General features: G+C 61.8%; 15 protein-coding genes and 1 tRNA gene. 11 read left to right on the forward strand and 5 right to left on the reverse strand.

The window, feature by feature from the left end:
• Positions 1-227 precede the first annotated feature (227 nt).
• The 4 genes from ACRX4W_RS08100 (at position 228) to ACRX4W_RS08115 (ending at position 3002) form a co-directional block, all read left to right on the forward strand.
• Entirely contained in the window at positions 228-947 is a 720-nt protein-coding gene (locus ACRX4W_RS08100) for a B3/B4 domain-containing protein (protein WP_373204320.1), read from the forward strand.
• A gap of 173 nt (positions 948-1120) precedes the next feature.
• Entirely contained in the window at positions 1121-1570 is a 450-nt protein-coding gene (locus ACRX4W_RS08105; RefSeq protein ID WP_118079653.1) for a MarR family winged helix-turn-helix transcriptional regulator, read from the forward strand.
• 119 nt (positions 1571-1689) lie between these two features.
• Entirely contained in the window at positions 1690-2544 is an 855-nt protein-coding gene (locus tag ACRX4W_RS08110; protein WP_118079655.1) for a DegV family protein, read from the forward strand.
• 137 nt (positions 2545-2681) lie between these two features.
• Positions 2682-3002 (forward strand): MGMT family protein, encoded by a 321-nt coding sequence (locus ACRX4W_RS08115; RefSeq protein WP_118079657.1) that lies wholly within the window; start codon positions 2682-2684, stop codon positions 3000-3002.
• A 393-nt stretch (positions 3003-3395) separates the two neighbouring features.
• On the opposite strand, the gene trpS is transcribed toward ACRX4W_RS08115, so the two are convergent.
• Positions 3396-4445, reverse strand: a complete 1050-nt coding sequence (gene trpS / locus ACRX4W_RS08120) for a tryptophan--tRNA ligase (RefSeq protein ID WP_089572045.1) — start codon at positions 4443-4445, stop codon at positions 3396-3398.
• Positions 4446-4604: 159 nt separating this feature from the next.
• Entirely contained in the window at positions 4605-5804 is a 1200-nt protein-coding gene (locus ACRX4W_RS08125; RefSeq protein WP_118079661.1) for a glycosyltransferase family 4 protein, read from the reverse strand.
• A 525-nt stretch (positions 5805-6329) separates the two neighbouring features.
• Between ACRX4W_RS08125 and ACRX4W_RS08130 the strand changes: the two genes are divergently transcribed.
• The 5 genes from ACRX4W_RS08130 (at position 6330) to proB (ending at position 10852) form a co-directional block, all read left to right on the forward strand.
• A complete protein-coding gene (locus ACRX4W_RS08130) occupies positions 6330-7274 on the forward strand; it encodes a radical SAM protein (RefSeq protein WP_117563965.1) in 945 nt (314 codons plus the stop codon).
• Between the two features lie 179 nt (positions 7275-7453).
• A tRNA-Ala gene (locus ACRX4W_RS08135) sits at positions 7454-7526 on the forward strand.
• A 64-nt stretch (positions 7527-7590) separates the two neighbouring features.
• Positions 7591-8031 carry a hypothetical protein gene (locus ACRX4W_RS08140; RefSeq protein WP_099431890.1) on the forward strand — a complete coding sequence of 147 codons (441 nt, stop codon included), beginning with the start codon at positions 7591-7593 and terminating at the stop codon, positions 8029-8031.
• An 84-nt stretch (positions 8032-8115) separates the two neighbouring features.
• Positions 8116-9621 carry a nicotinate phosphoribosyltransferase gene (locus ACRX4W_RS08145; RefSeq protein ID WP_117563964.1) on the forward strand — a complete coding sequence of 502 codons (1506 nt, stop codon included), beginning with the start codon at positions 8116-8118 and terminating at the stop codon, positions 9619-9621.
• A gap of 103 nt (positions 9622-9724) precedes the next feature.
• Entirely contained in the window at positions 9725-10852 is a 1128-nt protein-coding gene (proB, locus tag ACRX4W_RS08150; RefSeq protein WP_055252326.1) for a glutamate 5-kinase, read from the forward strand.
• Between the two features lie 198 nt (positions 10853-11050).
• Here proB and ACRX4W_RS08155 read toward each other — a convergent pair whose 3' ends face one another.
• A complete protein-coding gene (locus ACRX4W_RS08155; protein WP_117772983.1) occupies positions 11051-12469 on the reverse strand; it encodes an alpha/beta fold hydrolase in 1419 nt (472 codons plus the stop codon).
• 112 nt (positions 12470-12581) lie between these two features.
• Here ACRX4W_RS08155 and ACRX4W_RS08160 point away from each other — a divergent pair, with 112 nt between their 5' ends.
• Complete coding sequence (locus ACRX4W_RS08160; RefSeq protein WP_432299990.1) at positions 12582-13868, forward strand: glutamate-5-semialdehyde dehydrogenase; 1287 nt, start codon at positions 12582-12584, stop codon at positions 13866-13868.
• 59 nt (positions 13869-13927) lie between these two features.
• On the opposite strand, the gene ACRX4W_RS08165 is transcribed toward ACRX4W_RS08160, so the two are convergent.
• Both ACRX4W_RS08165 and ACRX4W_RS08170 read right to left on the reverse strand, forming a co-directional pair.
• Positions 13928-14527: an HD domain-containing protein gene (locus ACRX4W_RS08165; RefSeq protein ID WP_055252329.1), complete on the reverse strand. Its 600-nt coding sequence runs from the start codon at positions 14525-14527 to the stop codon at positions 13928-13930.
• Positions 14528-14644: 117 nt separating this feature from the next.
• Positions 14645-15130, reverse strand: a complete 486-nt coding sequence (locus ACRX4W_RS08170; protein WP_006235480.1) for a CarD family transcriptional regulator — start codon at positions 15128-15130, stop codon at positions 14645-14647.
• Between the two features lie 342 nt (positions 15131-15472).
• On the opposite strand from ACRX4W_RS08170, the gene argS reads away from it, so the two are divergent.
• Positions 15473-17326, forward strand: a complete 1854-nt coding sequence (gene argS / locus ACRX4W_RS08175; protein ID WP_432299993.1) for an arginine--tRNA ligase — start codon at positions 15473-15475, stop codon at positions 17324-17326.
• Positions 17327-17465: the final 139 nt, after the last annotated feature.

The following is a 17465-nucleotide window of genomic DNA, read 5'->3' on the forward strand; positions in this document are numbered from 1 at the left end:
CGTCGCCTCAGACCCAAAACCACCATAAAGGGGACAGGCACCTTTGTGGTGGTTTTGCTCGCGCGGATGACTCGGGTTACAATACGCCTGACATCTCGCCCCCTTCTCCGGATGGGGGCAGCGTAAGCGCTCTTGTGGCGGCACCGTAGGACTTTGAAGGTGGCCGTCGTAAGGGCGCTTTTTGTTTGGGTGCCCTCGCTCGGGCGCGAATCGTGAAGGGAGCATGTATGAAGAGCTTTATTGCCGAGGATTCATTTTGGGAGCTGTTTCCTCAGGCGGCGGTCGGTGTTGTGGTCGTGGAGGGTATGAAGCCCGCGGCCCAGATACCTCAAGAGGATGTGGACGCGATAGCGGCGCTGCTCGACCGTGCCAATATCGATGCGGAGCGTCATCTGACCAGCGATACAATCAGCGAGAACGCACCGGTCAAGGCATGGCGCGAGGCCTATCGTCTGTTCAAGACCAAAAAGGGCGCGCGCTGTTCAATCGAGAACCTGCTCAAGCGTGTGCTCAAGGGCAAGCCGGTGGGCCACATTACGCCCGCGGTGGATATCTATAACACGGTGTCGCTGTCCTATGCACTGCCCGTGGGAGGCGAGGATCTGCATGCGATTGAGGGGGACCTTCGCCTGAAGGTGACCGACGGCGGGGATGCGTTCCTGCCGCTTGGCGAGGAAGCGGACGACCCGACGCTGCCCGGCGAGCTCGCCTACATTGACGATGCGGGCGCCGTGTGCCGCTGCTGGAACTGGCGCGACGGCGTTCGAACGGCTCTATCCGACGATTCGGCCGACGCATTCCTGGCGATTGAGTGCGTAGAGCCCGAGCGAATGGGGGACTGCCAGGCCGCCATCGACCGTCTTGCCGATCTGCTCGAGCGCTATCTGGGAGCGACGGTTGTCGTTAAGACGCTTGTGACCCGCGACAATCCCCGCGTGGAGCTGTAGCAACTTCTGCAAATCATACTCGCCGGTCAAAACCACCACAAAGGTGCCTGTCCCCTTTGTGGTGGTTTTTATGTTGATGAGTTAACAAATAGGGCGTGCGGGGCTTGCGGTCGCTGGGTACGGCTAAGATGTTTACCCGTTAGCATTATGCAAGCGAAAGGCGGTCGTCTCCCATGCAACAGAGCGACGAGACACGTTTCGAGGACTTTGTCGGACTGATCAGTGGACTCTACAAGGAGATCCAGCGCATTAAGACATCTGAGGGCGCAAGGCTGGGCCTTAAGGGCTCCGACATCATGTGCCTGTACTATCTTGAGCGCAGCAAGGACGGCCTGACTGGTGCCGACCTCGCCCGCATGGCTGGCGTGACCCGCGCTGCCGTCTCGCGCACGCTGGCGCATCTGGAGGAGGGCGGCTACGTCGAAGTCGACGATTCGGGCGATGCCGCCGTTAAGTATCGCGCCCCGGTTCGCCTGACCACGTTGGGCGGCGAGAGCATGAACGAGGCCGATTGCATTATTCGTGAAGTGCTCGACACCACCGGCAAGGCCATGGGCGTGGAGCAGCGTGAGCAGATGTATGCGTCGCTGCGTACGATTCTCAACACCTTGCGCGAGCTGTAGGGCCGCCTAGGCATTTGCTTCCCATTAACAACTGCATCGTCCCGTTTGAGCGCGTATACCGTGCCGGGGCATTGCTGTCAAAATTCCCTGCGCGGGACCTGCGCAAGAAAGGATTCGCTATGTCCGTCCGCATTATTACCGATTCCGCAAGCGATATGTCGCCGGCCGAGCACCCGGCACTGGACGTTTTGCCGCTGTCCGTCACCTTTGGCACCGATGTGTACATGGATGGCGTCGACATCGATCACCAGCGCTTTTACGAGATGCTCGTGGAGCGCGATGAGCTGCCCAAGACCGGCCAGGTCAACCCGTACGCGTTCTCGCAGGCTATCGCCGAGATTCGCGAAGCCGGCGATGAGGCTGTGATTATTACCGTGGGCGCTAAGCTGTCGGGCACCAATCAGAGCGCCCGTACCGCACTAGCCGAGGCGCCGGGCGGCGATGTGTACGTGGTTGATAGCAACAACGTCACCCTGGGTGAACGCATTCTGGTTGAGTATGCGCTGCGCTTGGTGGACGAGGGCCGTAGCGCGGCCCAGATCGCGGCGGCGGTCGAGGCCGTGCGCGACCGCGTGGTGGTTATCGGCCTGCTCGAGACGCTGGAGTACCTGGTGCGCGGCGGTCGCCTGTCTGCTGCTGCCGGCGCCGTGGGTACGCTGCTCAACGTAAAGCCCGTGGTAGCTGCCGAGGACGGTCTGATTGTGCAGCTGGGAAAGGCGCGCGGTTCCAAGAACGGCCGCAACCTGCTGAACCAAAAGGTCGAAAAGGCGGGCGGCATCGACTTTTCCATGCCGCTGGCGCTCGGCTATACGGGCCTTTCGGATGCGGTGCTCAAGAAGTATATCGAGGACAGCGCGGCACTGTGGGCTGGCCACACCGAGGGCGAGCTGCCCGTTCACACCATCGGTGCCACCATCGGTACCCACGTAGGCCCCGGTGCCGTAGCCGTAGCCTTCTTCCAGCCCGCCAACTAACCAACCTGCCAACAAATGATCCCTTGGGGACGGAGGAAAACGGATCATCGACCGCACGGAGGCCGCGAATGATCCGTTTTCCTCCGTCCCTAAGGGATCATTTCTTTATGCTGTTAATGCGGAGAAGAGAGCGAGCGATGGCGTCTGAGGGCTTTTTTGAACGGGTGTACGAGGTGGTCGAGCAGATCCCCGAAGGGATGGTCGCCACGTATGGTCAGGTGGCGCTGCTTGCCGGTCGTCCACGAAGTGCGCGGTACGTGGGGTATGCCCTGCACAGCAATCCGCGCCCCGGCGAGATACCCTGCCATCGCGTGGTGTTTGCCGACGGGCGCATATGCGAGGGTTTTGCTTTTGGCGGTCCCGATGCTCAACGTGAGCTTTTGCTAGGGGAGGGCGTGACGTTTGTCGACCCCATGCACGTCGATCTGGGCGCCTGTCGCTGGCCCGCCGGACTCTAACAGATCTGCCGTGGCCAAAACTACCACAAAGGTGCCTGTCCCCTTTGCGGCGGTTTTCCGTTGTAGGTTTACCGGGGCTAACTTATGGAGAACGTATGACGGCGCGGTTTGAGGCTACAAAGTAAACCACGGTGAACTATATTGTTTTCAGCAACGGAGCAGGCAATAGGCGATGAAAAAGCCTGCCCTGTTGAGTTTGATTCGCATTCCTCCCCTCTGTGCGATTCAACGGTGTACTTCGGGAACGGGCCCGCTGGCAACTGACTGTCGGCGGGCCCGTTCCTGTTTGTCGGGGGGAGTGCAATGGGCGGGGCCAAGCCGGTCAGGCACAAAAAGGGCGGACGCCGTAGCGCCCGCCCTATAGCAATCGGAAGTTCAAGTCAGCAGATCGGTCTAGTACACCATGCCCATGGCGTCCTGAACCTCGGCAAGGGTCTGCTCGGCGATCTCATTGGCGCGGCGGTTACCCTCGTGCAGGACGTCCTTAACGTAATCCAGGTCGTTCTCGTAGCGCTGGCGACGCTCGCGGATCGGCGCGAAGTACTCGTTGACGGCCTCGGTTACGTACTTCTTGAGCTGGCCGGAGCCGCCCATGCCAATCTCCTCGGCAATTTCGACCTCGGAACGACCGGTGCAGATGGCAGCCGTCGAAAGCAGGCCGGACACGCCGGGGCGGTTCTCGGGATCAAACGTGATCATGCGCTCGGAGTCGGTCTGGCTCTTCTTGATGCGCTTGGCCGTCTCCTCGGCGGTCATCGAGATGTTGATGGCGTTGCCGTAGCTCTTGCTCATCTTGCGACCATCCAGACCGGGCAGCAGCGGGGTCTCGGACAGCAGCGCGTCGACCTCGGGGAACACCTTACCGTAGCGGTTGTTAAAGCGGCGGGCGATGGTGCGGGTGAGCTCGATGTGCGGCAGCTGGTCGCGACCGACGGGTACCACATTGCCCTTGCAGAACAGGATGTCGCAGGCTTGGTGCACCGGGTAGGTGAGCAGAAGGCCGGTGAGCTCGTGGCCCGAGGCCTCCATCTCGGCCTTGACGGTGGGGTTGCGCGCGAGCTCGGCCTCGGAGACCAGCGATAGGAACGGCAGCATGAGCTGGTTGGCGGCGGGCACGGCGGAGTGCGCGTAGATCATGGTCTTGTCGGGGTCGATGCCGCAGGCAAGGTAGTCCATGACCATGTTGTACACGTTGTCCTGGATGTGCTCGGTGGTGTCGCGGTCGGTGATGACCTGGTAGTCGGCGATGAGCACGTTGGTCTTGGCGCCCATGTTCTGCAGCTCCACGCGGCCCTTGAGGGTGCCAAAGTAGTGGCCCAGGTGCAGGCGGCCGGTGGGGCGGTCGCCGGTAAGCATGGTGAACTTCTCGGGCGTCTTGGCCAGGCCCTCGCGAATGGCGTTGCTCTTTTGCAGCGCGACTTCGTAGCTGTTCTCGTTTGGCATGATTGCTCCTAACGTATGTTCATGGGTCAAGATGATAACGCGTTTATTGCAGGGGCGAGACGTAAGAAAGCGAGGGGCGGGAGAGGGGCGGCTTGTGCGATGGGTGCGGCGCGGCTGCGCTTGGCCAGCGGCACCTGGGCACATCCTCGGCAGCTTATCCTAGAGCTTGTGGTGGCGCTCTTCTTTACGTTCCTCGGCTGCCAGCTCCTCCTGTTTAAAGGCGGGGTCGTCGGGGGTTACCAGCTCGTCTTCGTGCGTGCGCTTGTTGTAATGGTGGCGCAGCACGGGCTCAAACAGATGCAGGCGCTTGGCGAAGACCGCCGAGCCAATGGCGAGCACGGTAAAGATGAGCACGCGCATGGGGACCTCGACCTGATTGATGGCGGCGGCGCCGGCCGAAAGCATAATGCACCAGGCGTAGATGAGCAGTACGGCCTGCTTTTGGTTGTAGCCCTCTTGAATGAGGCGGTGGTGGATGTGGCCCTTGTCGGCCTGCCCGATGCTAATGTGGGCGCGCTTGCGGCGCACGATGGCGCTAAACGTGTCGATGATGGGCACGCCGGCCACGATGAGCGGGATGATGAGCGAGGTGAGCGCGGCGGTGCGGCTCACGTTGAGCAGCGAGATGGAACCCAGCGCAAAGCCCAGAAGCAGCGATCCCGAGTCGCCCAAGAAAATGCTCGCGGGGTTGAAGTTATAGCGCAAGAAGGCGAGGCACGAGCCAAAGAGCGCGATGGAGAGCGCGGCGGCGTCGATGCGGCCCGAGAGCACCGCGACCGAAAACATGGTGAACGACGCGATACCGCAGATACCCGTGGCCAGACCGTCGAGGCCGTCGATAAGGTTGATGATGTTGGTGAACGCCACCAGGTAGACCACAGTGATGGGGTAGGCGAGCCAGCCGAGCATGATCTCGCCGGGAGCAAACGGGTTGACGATGACGCCGATGCGCAGGCCGCCCACGCAGGCGATGAGCGCGGCGAGGACCTGGCCGGCGAGCTTTTGCTTGGGCTTGAGCTGGAAGACGTCGTCGATCGCGCCGGTCGCAAAGATGACGGTAAAAGAAAGCGCAAGTATGGGGTAGCTGATGTGCAGACGGGGGTGGGGCACCAAAGCGGGCGGCCAGCCCAGGTACCAGGTGCCTAGGATCTGAACAATGCAGGCGACGACGAGGCCCAAAAAGACTGCCGTGCCACCCATGCGCGGGATGGGTTTAGTGTTGATGCGGCGCTTGGAAGGATAATCGACGGCGTCGAGCTTGATTGCCAGGCGCTTGACCAGGGGCACCGCAAGGAAGGTCGTGATAAAAGCCGCGACCGCCACGCAAAGGTACGGTATGAAGCTCGTGGAGGAAGCCATGAATCGATAAACCGCCAAGCGTCGAAGGAAAAGGTCAGAAGAACGCCATGCGCAAAGGGCATAGCCGAACCATGATACTCGACCACGGGGGGTGCATGGAATTGCATGCAGCGATAATCACGCGCTTACCAGATATTGGGATGTTGTCGATGGCTTGTCGGGATACCGGCGGGGATCCATATGGGCTGTAATGGTGGTTTTCGGCAAATGAAAACCACCCCCCACGTTACGAAAATGAACCCACCTAAAACAGGTGGGTGCCCTCATCGACTGTTCCAGCGTCCTTAACAACGAAGGATACCTGTACTAGGTACGACTGTGTGGGCTCCCTAAATAAACGCGACGGTTCACCCAGTTGCTCCGCGGGGGGCGGAATACCTACATCATAAAGCGGCACTTTATCGATTCCAGTCTTGACATTACAAAAATCGTGTCGGACGATTACGGCGCCTTGGGCTCGAGCCGTCTGTGCGGTTGGTCCCTTTACGTTTGAGCTGCTGAATCATTGTTTTGGAGCATGTTTTTATGCCGACGTCGTTGACCGAACTTTTTTCGCCCGCCTGCCATTTGTGTCCGCGCCGTTGCGGTGCGGCGCGCGACGAGGGCGCGCGTGGCGTGTGCGGCGCCGACAACACGCTTAAGGTCGCCCGCGCGGCGCTCCATATGTGGGAGGAGCCGCCCATTTCGGGCGAGGCCGGCTCGGGTACGATTTTCTTTAGCGGCTGTTCGCTCAAATGTATCTACTGCCAAAACCACGAGATCTCGACGGGCAATTTCGGTCTTGAGATTTTGCCCGAGCGTTTGGTCGAGATTATGCTGGAGCTGCAGGACCAGGGCGCCAATAACATCAACCTGGTGACGGCGACGCACTATGCGCACCTGTTGCCTGCCGCGATTGCCGCGGCACGGACGCGCGGGTTGGTCATCCCAATTGTCTACAACACGAGTGGTTACGAGCGCGCGAGTGCCGTGGCGGCGCTGGGCGACCTTGTCGACGTGTGGCTTACGGACTTTAAATATGCCGATGCCGGGCTTGCTCAGTCGCTTTCTCATATTAAGGACTACCCGCGCGTGGCCGTGTCGGGTCTGGCCCAGATGGCGCGCGAGATTGAGCGCCGCGGGGGAGAGCTGGTAGACGAGGACGGGCTCATGAGGCGCGGCATAATCGTGCGTCATCTGGTGCTGCCGGGGCATGCGGACGATTCGTGCCGCGTGTTGGACCTGGTGTGGCAGACGGTGGGCGACGTGCCGATCTCGGTCATGAACCAGTACACGCCCAATGCCCTCATGCGCGAACAAGGCGGCGACCTGGCGCGCGCCGTGACGCGCGAGGAGTACGAGCAGGTGCTCGACCATGCCGACGACCTGGGCTTTACGACGATGTTTTGGCAAGAAGGCGGCGCGGTAGACGAGAGCTTTACCCCGGCGTTCGATACCACCGGTGTTCTTACTAGTGCTCAAACCAGCTAATCTGGGACGAGGCTCTTTGAGTAGTCTTTTTGGGACGGGGCTGTTTTAGCTACCCCTGCCGCTGTTCGACCAAACCGTTCGCGTTGTCTGTCGGGGTAGCTAAAACAGCCGCGTCCCAAAAAGACTGGGTATTGGGCGTTGACAGTTGGCGAGCCGTAGGTAAAATATCAACTTGTCCTGGGGACGTAGCTCAGTTGGGAGAGCGCTGCCGTCGCATGGCAGAGGCCGAGGGTTCGACTCCCTTCGTCTCCACCCTTGGATTTGATAAGCCGCTGACATTGTGTCGGCGGCTTTTTTTAAAAGAAAGGGCTGTACCATGGCCAAGCTTGAGTCCCAACCACTGTCTGCCGAGGAACGCGCCGAGTTGGAAGAGCTCCGCGCCGAGAAAGCTCGTCGCGAGGCCCAGGAAGAGGCACGCCGCGAGCGTGAGGAGCTGGCCGCCCTGCGTGCCGAGCGCGAGAAGGCCGAGGAGGCCGCCGCGAACGTCGCCCCCGCGCCCAAGCCCGCCGCCGCGAAGCCCGCGCCCACCGCACCTAAACCTCAGCCTAAAAAGGTCGCTCGTTCCAAGTCCGTCGAGCCCAAGCCGAGCCGTGACGAGATGACCTTTGCCCAGCGCATGGTTACCTCCAAGGAGCCTACGGGCGAGAACGAGATCCCTGGCATGGCGCCGGCTCAAAAAATCATCATTGTCCTTGCCCTCATCGCGTTTGTCATCTTTATGGGCTACACGATCCTGACCAGCATGGGCCTGCTCTAGCCCATTCGCGCTGGGTGCCATGCCCGAACACTCTGCCCTTTTCCAACCCTCAACCTCTGCACAACGCATCCGAAAGGTCGCCCCATGGCTTTGACCGACATCTCGCATCCCACCGACATTGCAATGCTCACCGATCTGTACGAGCTCACTATGGCCCAGGGCCTGTGGGAGAGCGGCAAGGCCAATGAGCAGGGTTGTTTTACCGCGTTTTACCGCGACCATCCCTTTGGCAGCGCCTATGCCGTCATGTGCGGCACCGCCGAGCTGCCCGAGCTGGTCGAGAACCTGCGCTTTACGCCCGAGGATATCGACTACCTCGCCTCACTCCAGGCCCCGGCCGGCGGCGCGATGTTCAAGCCTGCATTCCTCGACTACCTGCGCGATTTTCATGCACATGTAAACATCGACGCCGTCCCCGAGGGCGAGCTCGTCTTTCCGCGCGAACCCATGGTTCGCGTCACCGGTCCCGCGCTGGAGTGCCAGCTGCTCGAAACGGCGCTGCTCAACATCGTCGGCTTCCAGACGCTTGTCGCCACCAAGACGGCGCGCGTGGTGCTGGCGGCGGACGGCCGTCCCGTTGCCGAGTTTGGCCTGCGCCGCGCCCAGGGTCCCGATGGCGGGCTGGCCGTCGCGCGCGCGAGCTACGTTGCCGGCTGCTCCTCTACGTCCAATGTGCTCGCCGGCCGCCGCTACGGTATTCCCGTCTTTGGCACGCATGCGCACAGCTGGGTCATGAGCTTCGACTCCGAGCTCGAGGCCTTCCGCGCCTTTGCCAAGTCGAGCCCCAAGAATTGCACGCTGCTCATCGACACCTACGACGTACGCGAGGGTTGCGAGCATGCCATTACGGTTGCCAAGGAGATGGAAGCGGTGGGCGAGCGCCTGTCGGCCATTCGCATCGACTCCGGCGACCTCGCCAAGCTCTCCAAGTATGTGCGCGGCCGTTTTGATGCCGAGGGCCTGCCCTATGTGGGGATCTCGGTTTCTAACGATTTGGATGAGTACACGATTCAGTCGCTGCTCGACCAGGGCGCGCCTATCGATAGCTTTGGCGTGGGCACCAAGCTCGCGACCTGCTACGACCAGCCGGCGCTGGGCGGCGTGTACAAGCTCGCCGCCCGCCGTGCGAGTGAGACGGACCCGTGGACGCCGGTGGTCAAGCTCTCCGAGCAGCCCTACAAGCGCACGATCCCGGGTGTGCAACGCGTGCGCCGTTATTACGACGGCTTTGGCGGCCCAGTCTGCGACATGATCTACGACGAGGACCATCTGGCGGGGGAGGGCGCCGCGCGCGGCAATACCCTCGTGGCCGTGAATGATGCCGCTCTGGTGACCGACGTGTCCGAACTTGAGTATCGCGAGCTGCTGGTGCCGATCGTGCGCGATGGCAGTGCGGTGGCTCCGCGTGAGAGCATCCAGGACGCGCGCGAGCGTTGCGCCTGGGCACTTGACCATCTGGACGCAGCTTTCAAGCGCTTCCTGTACCCGCAGACCTATGTGGTGGGCATGGAGCAGGGCCTGGCTCAGGTGCGCGACGAGCTCGTGCGCAAGAACATGGCTGCGGCTTCGGCCTTCCCCTGGGCAAAATGATCCGAAGGGGACGGAGGAAAACGGATCATTTTCGTCCGTTCCGCACCAGGCGCCCCGACTGCCCCAGCTCGCCCGAACGCTCGACATTCGATTGGTTTGACGTATGACGACTTCTTATAAAACGATGGTGGTAAAGATCGGTTCGTCCACGGTGGTGGGCGCCGACGGCAAGGTCAACCGCGCCTTTATCGGCGGGCTTGCCGACCAGGCCGCAGCGCTGCGCGAGCTTGGCTGGCGCCTGGTCGTGGTGAGCTCGGGTGCCATTGCCTGCGGCTATCCCGTGCTGGGCTTCGACCGCAAGCCGGTCGGTGACCTGCCGAGCCTGCAGGCCTGCGCCTCGGCCGGTCAGTGCATCATCTCGTCGGCCTACGACGAGGAGTTCCATGCGCGCGACCTGCTCACCTCGCTCGTGCTGCTCACGCGTCACGACACGGCGCGCCGCACGTCCTACCTGCACGCGCGCGACGCCCTGCTGCGCCTGGTGGAGCTGGGCGTGGTGCCGGTCGTCAACGAGAACGACACCGTTACCGTCGATGAGATCAAGTTCGGCGACAACGACACGCTGGCGGCGCTTGTGAGCTGCCTGGTTTCTGCCGATCTGTGCGTGACGCTCTCGGACATCGATGGCCTCTACACCGCCAATCCGCATGAGGATCCGACGGCCGAGTTTATCCCGGTCGTGCATAAGATCGATGCCAAGATTATCGCCTCGGCGGGCGATTCTTCCACATCGGTGGGTACGGGCGGCATGATCACCAAGATTCGCGCGAGCCGCATTCTCATGACGGCGGGCATTCAAAGCGTGATTTGCTCGGGCGAGGAGCCCGATGCGCTCGTGCGTCTGGCCCGCGGCGAGAGCGTGGGTACGCTGTTCGATCCGCCGGCGGAGCGCCTGGACATTGCGCCGCGCAAGTTGTGGATCGCACTGGGTGACAAGGCGCATGGCTCGGTGACGGTCGATGATGGCGCCGCGAAGGCGCTGGTCAGCCGCGGATCGTCGCTGCTCGCGGTGGGTATTCGCGAGGTCGATGGCCAGTTTGCCGAGGGCGATGTGCTCGACGTGTGCGACCCGAGCGGCATGGTTGTCGCCCGTGGTATCGCCGAGGCCGATTCGGACGTGCTGGAGCTTGCAGCCGGCCGCCGCCAGGACCAGATTGCCAGCAACCGCCTGCTCGCAGACCTGGCCGAGAAGCCCGCGATCCATAGGGACAACTTGATAGTGTTCGCCTAACCAATTGACGCTGCAAACGCCCCTAAGCGGCAATCTGACGTTCAATCGTCGGGCATGACCAAAAGGTCAATGCCCTCCTCTTTCACGTCACCTTGCTCGCTTAGGGGCGTTTTCGCTTTCTGTCCTCTACCAGCGGCATTGTCGTTGCCGGCACTTGGGGACGTTCCTATTGTGCCGGCAGACGGGGACACTCCTTTGCTAGAAGATCTGGCGCAGGTCTCCGCGGTTGAGGGCTTCGTCGAAGAGGTGCTTGAACACCACGCTGCCGTGCAAGCCGTCGTGCTCGAACTCGTTGGTCACCCAGGCATGCGAGTTGCCCACGCGACTGAGCGTATCGAGCTGCATGCCCGAGTCCACGTACATGTCATCGAAGTACACCGCGGCCTGCAGGGGCACCTCGTTGCACGCCAGGCGCTGCGGGTCGTAGATCTTGTCCCAGCTTGTGTCTTCCATAAGCAGATCCATCGCCGGCTTGAAGGGCTTAAGTTCGGGCATCTGCTCAAACATCCACGGGAACATGGCCTCGCCGGTAAACATGAGCGGTCGCGTGAGCGTGTCGAACTCGGCACGACGGGCCTTCTCTTCTGCCGCGGCCCAGCGAATGGGCATGGTGTCGCCGTCGGCGTAGATGAACTCCTGAAGCGTCCAGTACAGCGGATTCGTGCGCGTGTTGGTGCGCTCGAAGGCGCGCATCAAAAAGCTGTCAGATACCGAGGCTCCGCAGGCCAGCGTGCCGTCGCCGTCAACAAAAGCATGATCGATAATCCAATGCATGCGCTCAAAGCTCGGCTTCATGCCAAAGTCGCTGCCCATGAGCTGTAGGCGTTCGACCGTCATCGGCGAGCCGTCGGGTAGCACGGGCTTTTGCTCCTCGAGGGCATCTGCCAGGGCCGCCACGCGCTCGACGTCGGCGGGGTAGCGGTTGTAATACTGCTGCGTCTTGGCGGCCATGCGCGGGAAGGTGTGCGCGTAGACCTCGCTTGCGCTCGCCGGTACGTGGGGGATGCCGCCGCAGGTAAAGCTTGCCGCCACGCCCTCGGGGAAGAGCGACAGGTAGCTCAGCGTCAAAAAGCCGCCGTAGCTCTGCCCGAGCGTGACCCAGGGCCTGCCGCCAAAGCCCACCAGGCGCAGGTACTCAAAATCGCGCACGATGGAGCTGGCGAGGTGGCGCTTGAGGAAGTCCGCCTGCGAGCGGGCAGCATCGGAGCCGGCCGCCTCGGCGCGCTCGCCCAGTGCGGCAATCGTGCGCCCGTCTACACAGCTGCTGCGCCCGGTACCGCGCTGGTCGGGCAGCACGACGCGGAAATGCTTGACGGCCTCTTCGATCCAGCCATCGCTTGTGGGCGACAGCGGACGCGGGCTCTCGCCACCGGGGCCACCCTGCAAAAAGAGAAGGAGCGGCAGGTCGTCGTTGATGCGGTCGGGTGCGCAAACCACGCGGTAGAAGAGCTTGATGCTCTCGGGCGCGCCGGCGATGGGTGTCGGTATAGCGCCGCGGCGCATGGTGCTGCCGACGGCCAGGAGCATCGGCTCCAGGCCGCGCCAGTCGAGGGGGACGTCGATGCTGTGGTCCTCGACATACAGGCCGGGGACGTGGTACGAAGTGATGAGGGCCATGTGAGTCTTCCGTTCGTTGCGGTGTTTCGGGTTGACCAATTCTACCGCCGCGGGCGAGGCCATGCGCAAATCGGCTACCATGGTTGCAAACTTCTAGGAGAAAGGGCCGCCCATGTCGGTCGATATAGCCACGTATGTCCACGATCTTGCCGTTGCCGCTAAGGCAGCGTCGGCCTCGCTTGCCGCGGCGAGCGACGAGCAGCGCCAGGAGGCCGTGCGCGCCATGGCCGCAGCGCTGCGCAACGGTATCGACTCCATCGTCGCCGCCAACGAGCTCGATATGTCCGCCGCGCGCGATGCGGGGACCTCGGCGGGGCTCCTCGACCGTCTGCTGCTGACGCCCGAGCGCGTTGAGGGTATGGTCGCCGGCCTGGAGAAGCTCGCCGAGCTGCCCGATTCTGTCGGCCGCGTGCTCGACCACCGCGTGCTCGCAAGCGGCGTGGACCTCACCCGCGTGAGCGTGCCGTTGGGCCTGGTCGCCATGGTGTACGAGGCGCGCCCCAACGTGACGGCCGACGCCGCGGGCATCTGCATCCGCACCGGCAACGCCTGCATTCTGCGCGGCGGCTCGCTGGCCTATCACTCGTGTGCCATGATTGCCGAACTGCTGGCCGATGCGCTCGAGGCCAAGGGCTTCCCGCGCGAGGCCGTGTCGATGATCGAGTCTACCGACCGCGAGGCCACCGGCGAGCTCATGAAGCTCCGCGGCGTCGTCGATGTGCTCATTCCGCGTGGCGGTGCGGGCCTGATCCAGCGCTGCGTGCGCGAGTCGCTCGTTCCGGTGATCGAGACGGGCACGGGTAACTGCCACATCTACGTGCATGAATCCGCCGACTTCGATAAAGCGCTCAATATTATCATCAACGCTAAGACGCAGCGCGTGGGCGTGTGCAATGCCGCCGAGTCGCTGCTGGTCGACCGTGCCGTGGCCGATGCGTTTTTGCCCGCGGTCGTGGCCGTGCTGCATGACCACGGCGTGCTCATTCACGGCGACGAGGCCACGTGCGCCGCATGCGCCGACGCCGGGCTTGCCGAGGGCGATGACTACGTTGCCGCGACTGAGGAGGACTGGGGTCGCGAGTATCTGGCGCTCGAGATGAGCGTGAAGGTCGTGGCGAACGAGGACGAGGCCATCGCGCACATCAACCGCTACGGCACGATGCACTCCGAGGCCATCGTTGCAGAGGACACGGATGCTTGCGAGCGCTTCCTGGACGAGGTCGATGCCTCGGCCGTGTATGCCAACGCCAGCACGCGCTTTACCGACGGCGGCGAGTTTGGCCTGGGCGCCGAGATTGGCATCTCGACCCAAAAGCTCCACGCCCGCGGCCCCTTTGCCGCCGAGGCCCTCACCACCTACAAATACAAGCTCCGAGGCACCGGCCAGGTCCGCCCCTAACGCCCGCGCAAACAAAAACCACCACAAAGGTGCCTGTCCCCTTTGTGATGGTTTTGGAATTAAGCCTGAAAGGTGTCGCGGTCGGGGGCGAAGGACTGCATGGCCGCGATGGTACGGTCGAAGAGCTCGGGGAGCTCCCAGCCCAGCATCTCGGCACCCTGCGTAATCACGTCGCGAGAGCACCCGGCGGCAAAGCGCTTGTCCTTGAACTTTTTCTTGAGCGACTTGGTCGTAAAGTCCATGACGCTCTTACTCGGACGCATGATGACGGCAGCACCGATCAAGCCGGTGAGCTCGTCGCAGGCAAACAGGATCTTTTCCATCTGCAGCTCGGGCTTGGGCAGCGAGGTGTTGAAGTCCGACGTGTGCGTCTGAATGGCGCGAATGAGATCGGGAGAGGCGCCCTCGCCTTCAAGGATCTCGGCCGCATAGATGGTGTGGTTCATGGGGTCGTCCTCATGCTCCTCCCAATCTAGGTCGTGCAGCAGACCGACGATGCCCCAAAACTCCTCGTTCTCGGGGTCGAACTCGCGCGCAAAGTAGCGCATGGTGCCCTCGACCGTTTCGCCGTGGGTGATGTGGAACGGGTCCTTATTGTGCTCGTTGAGCAGTTCGAACGCGCGATCGCGGGTGATTCCGGCGGAAAGTGGCTCTGCCATAAAAGACTCCTTGTGCTCGCAGGTATCGCTAAGAATGAATACTACTAGAACGACTAGAACGAAAAAACCACCACAAAGGTGCCTGTCCCCTTTGTGGTGGTTTTTGGCGCGGATGGGTTAGTTGAGGGCGGCTTGGGCTAGGCGGGCTTCGGCGGCCTCCTCGGTGACGCCCAATGCCACGGCGAACTCCTCGATGGAGCGGCGCTTGGCTTCCTTGAGTACACGCATATAGTAAGAGCTGGGCTTTTTATCGGCTTCCTCGGCCTGGCGAATGCGGTGCATCATGGTCTTTGCCACGCGGACCGTCTCGGGCGCGCCCAGCTTGAGCTGCTGCTTAAAGTGCGTCTCCTCAAGCGAGCTGTTGCGCTCGGTAAAGGTGTCGCACTCCAGCTCGTCGTAGTGGCTCAGCAGGTGCTCGGCATCTTGCTGCGAGATGGCAGCGTGCAAACGGTCGGCCTGCGCCACGGGGTACATAAGGATCGTCTGCGCATGTCCCTGCTTGGTCTCGAGCAACAGCATGGGCTGCGGCGTGTCGTCCCTAAAACCGACGACGGTGCAGACTCCCTGACCCGGATGAATGACGTGTTGACCGATTGAGAACATGCTACCTCCAACTTATACGAATTTACGTATGTCTAGAATAACACGCTGACGTGCGCAAATCCTCACTTTATGCAGGAAAAGCACACAACTCTGATAGGTAAGAGTATTCGATAAAAGACACAGCTCATCCACACCTTTATGCATTTTCAACGCGTGCATAATCTGCAGGCAGACCGGCATCTTTGAGTGAGTCCATACAAGCTGTAGTCAATTTTGTGCATATGCAATTTCGATTGGCTTTACCCTGCGACAGTGTCCGTCGCTTGTGATAGAGTGCTACAAACTCTGGCTTTTGCCCTACGAGTGACCAAGAGCTCGGGGGCTTTAACACAAGGAGGATCTATGCCCGAGAAGATTGAAGAGCTGGTACGCGCTGCGCTTGCTGCGGCCCAGGAGGCCGGCGACCTTTCCGCATTTGAACTTGACGATTGCGCTATCGAGCGACCGGCTGACACTTCTCATGGCGAGTGGACCTCTACCATGGCCCTGAAGTCCGCCAAGCTGGCCCACTGCGCCCCGCGCAAGATCGCCGAGGCCATCGTTGCCCATATGCCCGAGGATCCCGCGATCGAGAAGGTTGAGATCGCAGGCCCCGGTTTCATCAACTTCTACCTCTCCGTTGCCGTCAAGAATGCCATCTTTGGCGAGGCTCGCGAGAAGGGCATGGACTTCGCTAAGTCCAACGTCGGTGGTGGCCTGAAGACCCAGGTCGAGTTCGTTTCCGCCAACCCCGTCGGCCCCATGCACATCGGCCACGGCCGCTGGGCCGCGCTGGGCGATTCCCTTTGCCGCGTCATGGACCACGCCGGTTACGACATCCAGCGTGAGTTCTACATCAATGACCACGGCTCTCAGATGAACACCTTCGGCAACTCCATCAGCACGCGCTATATGCAGCTTGCCGACATCATCGCCAAGCAGGGCGTTGATATCGACGAGGCTCACAAGCTGCTGATCGCCGACCGTGACGCCTTTGTTGCCGACGAGAACGACGAGCACCCCGAGACCCATCCGTATCAGGACAACTTTGCCGAGACCTTGGGCAAGGACTCTTACGGCGGCGACTACATCATCGACGAGGCCGCCGAGTTCTGGCGCACCGACGGCGATAAGTGGGTCAACGCCGATCCTCAGGAGCGCATGGAGAGCTTCCGCGAGCGCGGCTATGTAAAGATGGTCGATAACATGCGCGACCTCTGCCACGCCGTCAACTGCGACTTCGATCGTTGGTACTCCGAGCGCTCGCTGTATGTGAAGGACACCGAGGGCGAGACCGCCGGCACCTCCGCCGTCGACCGCGCTTTTGAGAAGCTCGACAAGATGGGCTACCTCTACACCAAGGACGGCGCCCTGTGGTTCCGCTCCACCGATCTGGGCGACGACAAGGACCGCGTCCTGATCAAGTCCGACGGCGAGTACACCTACTTCGCCTCCGACGTCGCCTATCACTGGGATAAGTTCCAGCGCGTCGATCACGTCATCGACATCTGGGGCGCCGACCACCACGGTTACATCGAGCGCGTACGCTGCGTCTGCGACGCTCTGGGTTACCCCGGCAAGTTTGAGGTTCTGCTGGGCCAGCTCGTCAACCTGCTGCGTAACGGCAAGCCCGTCCGTATGTCCAAGCGCAAGGGCACCATGGTGACCCTGCAGGAGCTCGTCGACGAGGTCGGCTCCGATGCCGCTCGCTACACGCTCATCTCCAAGAGCTCCAACCAGATGGTCGACTTCGACATCGAGGCCGTTAAGAAGCGCGACAACTCCAACCCGGTCTATTACGTGCAGTATGCTCACGCCCGCGTGTGCTCCATCCTGCGCCGTGCCGCCGACGTTACCGCCGAGCAGGCCGACGAGATGGGCATGAAGGCCGTTGCCGCCAAGGCCATCGGTGAGAACGTCGATTACTCGCTGCTGACCGACCCGACCGAGCTCGCCCTTTCGCGCAAGCTCAACGAGCTCACCGACCTGATCGCCAGCTGTGCTCGCGATCGCGCTCCGTTCCGTCTGACCCACTTTGCCGAGGAGCTCGCCGGCGACTTCCACAGCTTCTACGCTGCCTGCCAGGTTCTGCCGAGCGAGGGCCGTCCCGTCGACCCCGAGCTTTCGCGCGCCCGTCTGGCAGCTTGCGACGCTGTCCGCGTGACGCTCGCCCTGGTGCTCACCCTCGTTGGTGTCTCCGCTCCCGAGCAGATGTAAGCTACGGGTCATTTGACCGTGTAGGTTTGGTTTAACTGAGCCCTATAAGCCCGATCTCCCACTGAACTGCCTCCCATTTCTTGGACATGAGAAATGGGAGGCTTTCTTTATGCGCGTTGATTTGAGAGTGAAGCATGAT

Origin of the sequence: Collinsella aerofaciens, from assembly GCF_964283865.1 — a bacterium.
Taxonomy (GTDB): domain Bacteria; phylum Actinomycetota; class Coriobacteriia; order Coriobacteriales; family Coriobacteriaceae; genus Collinsella.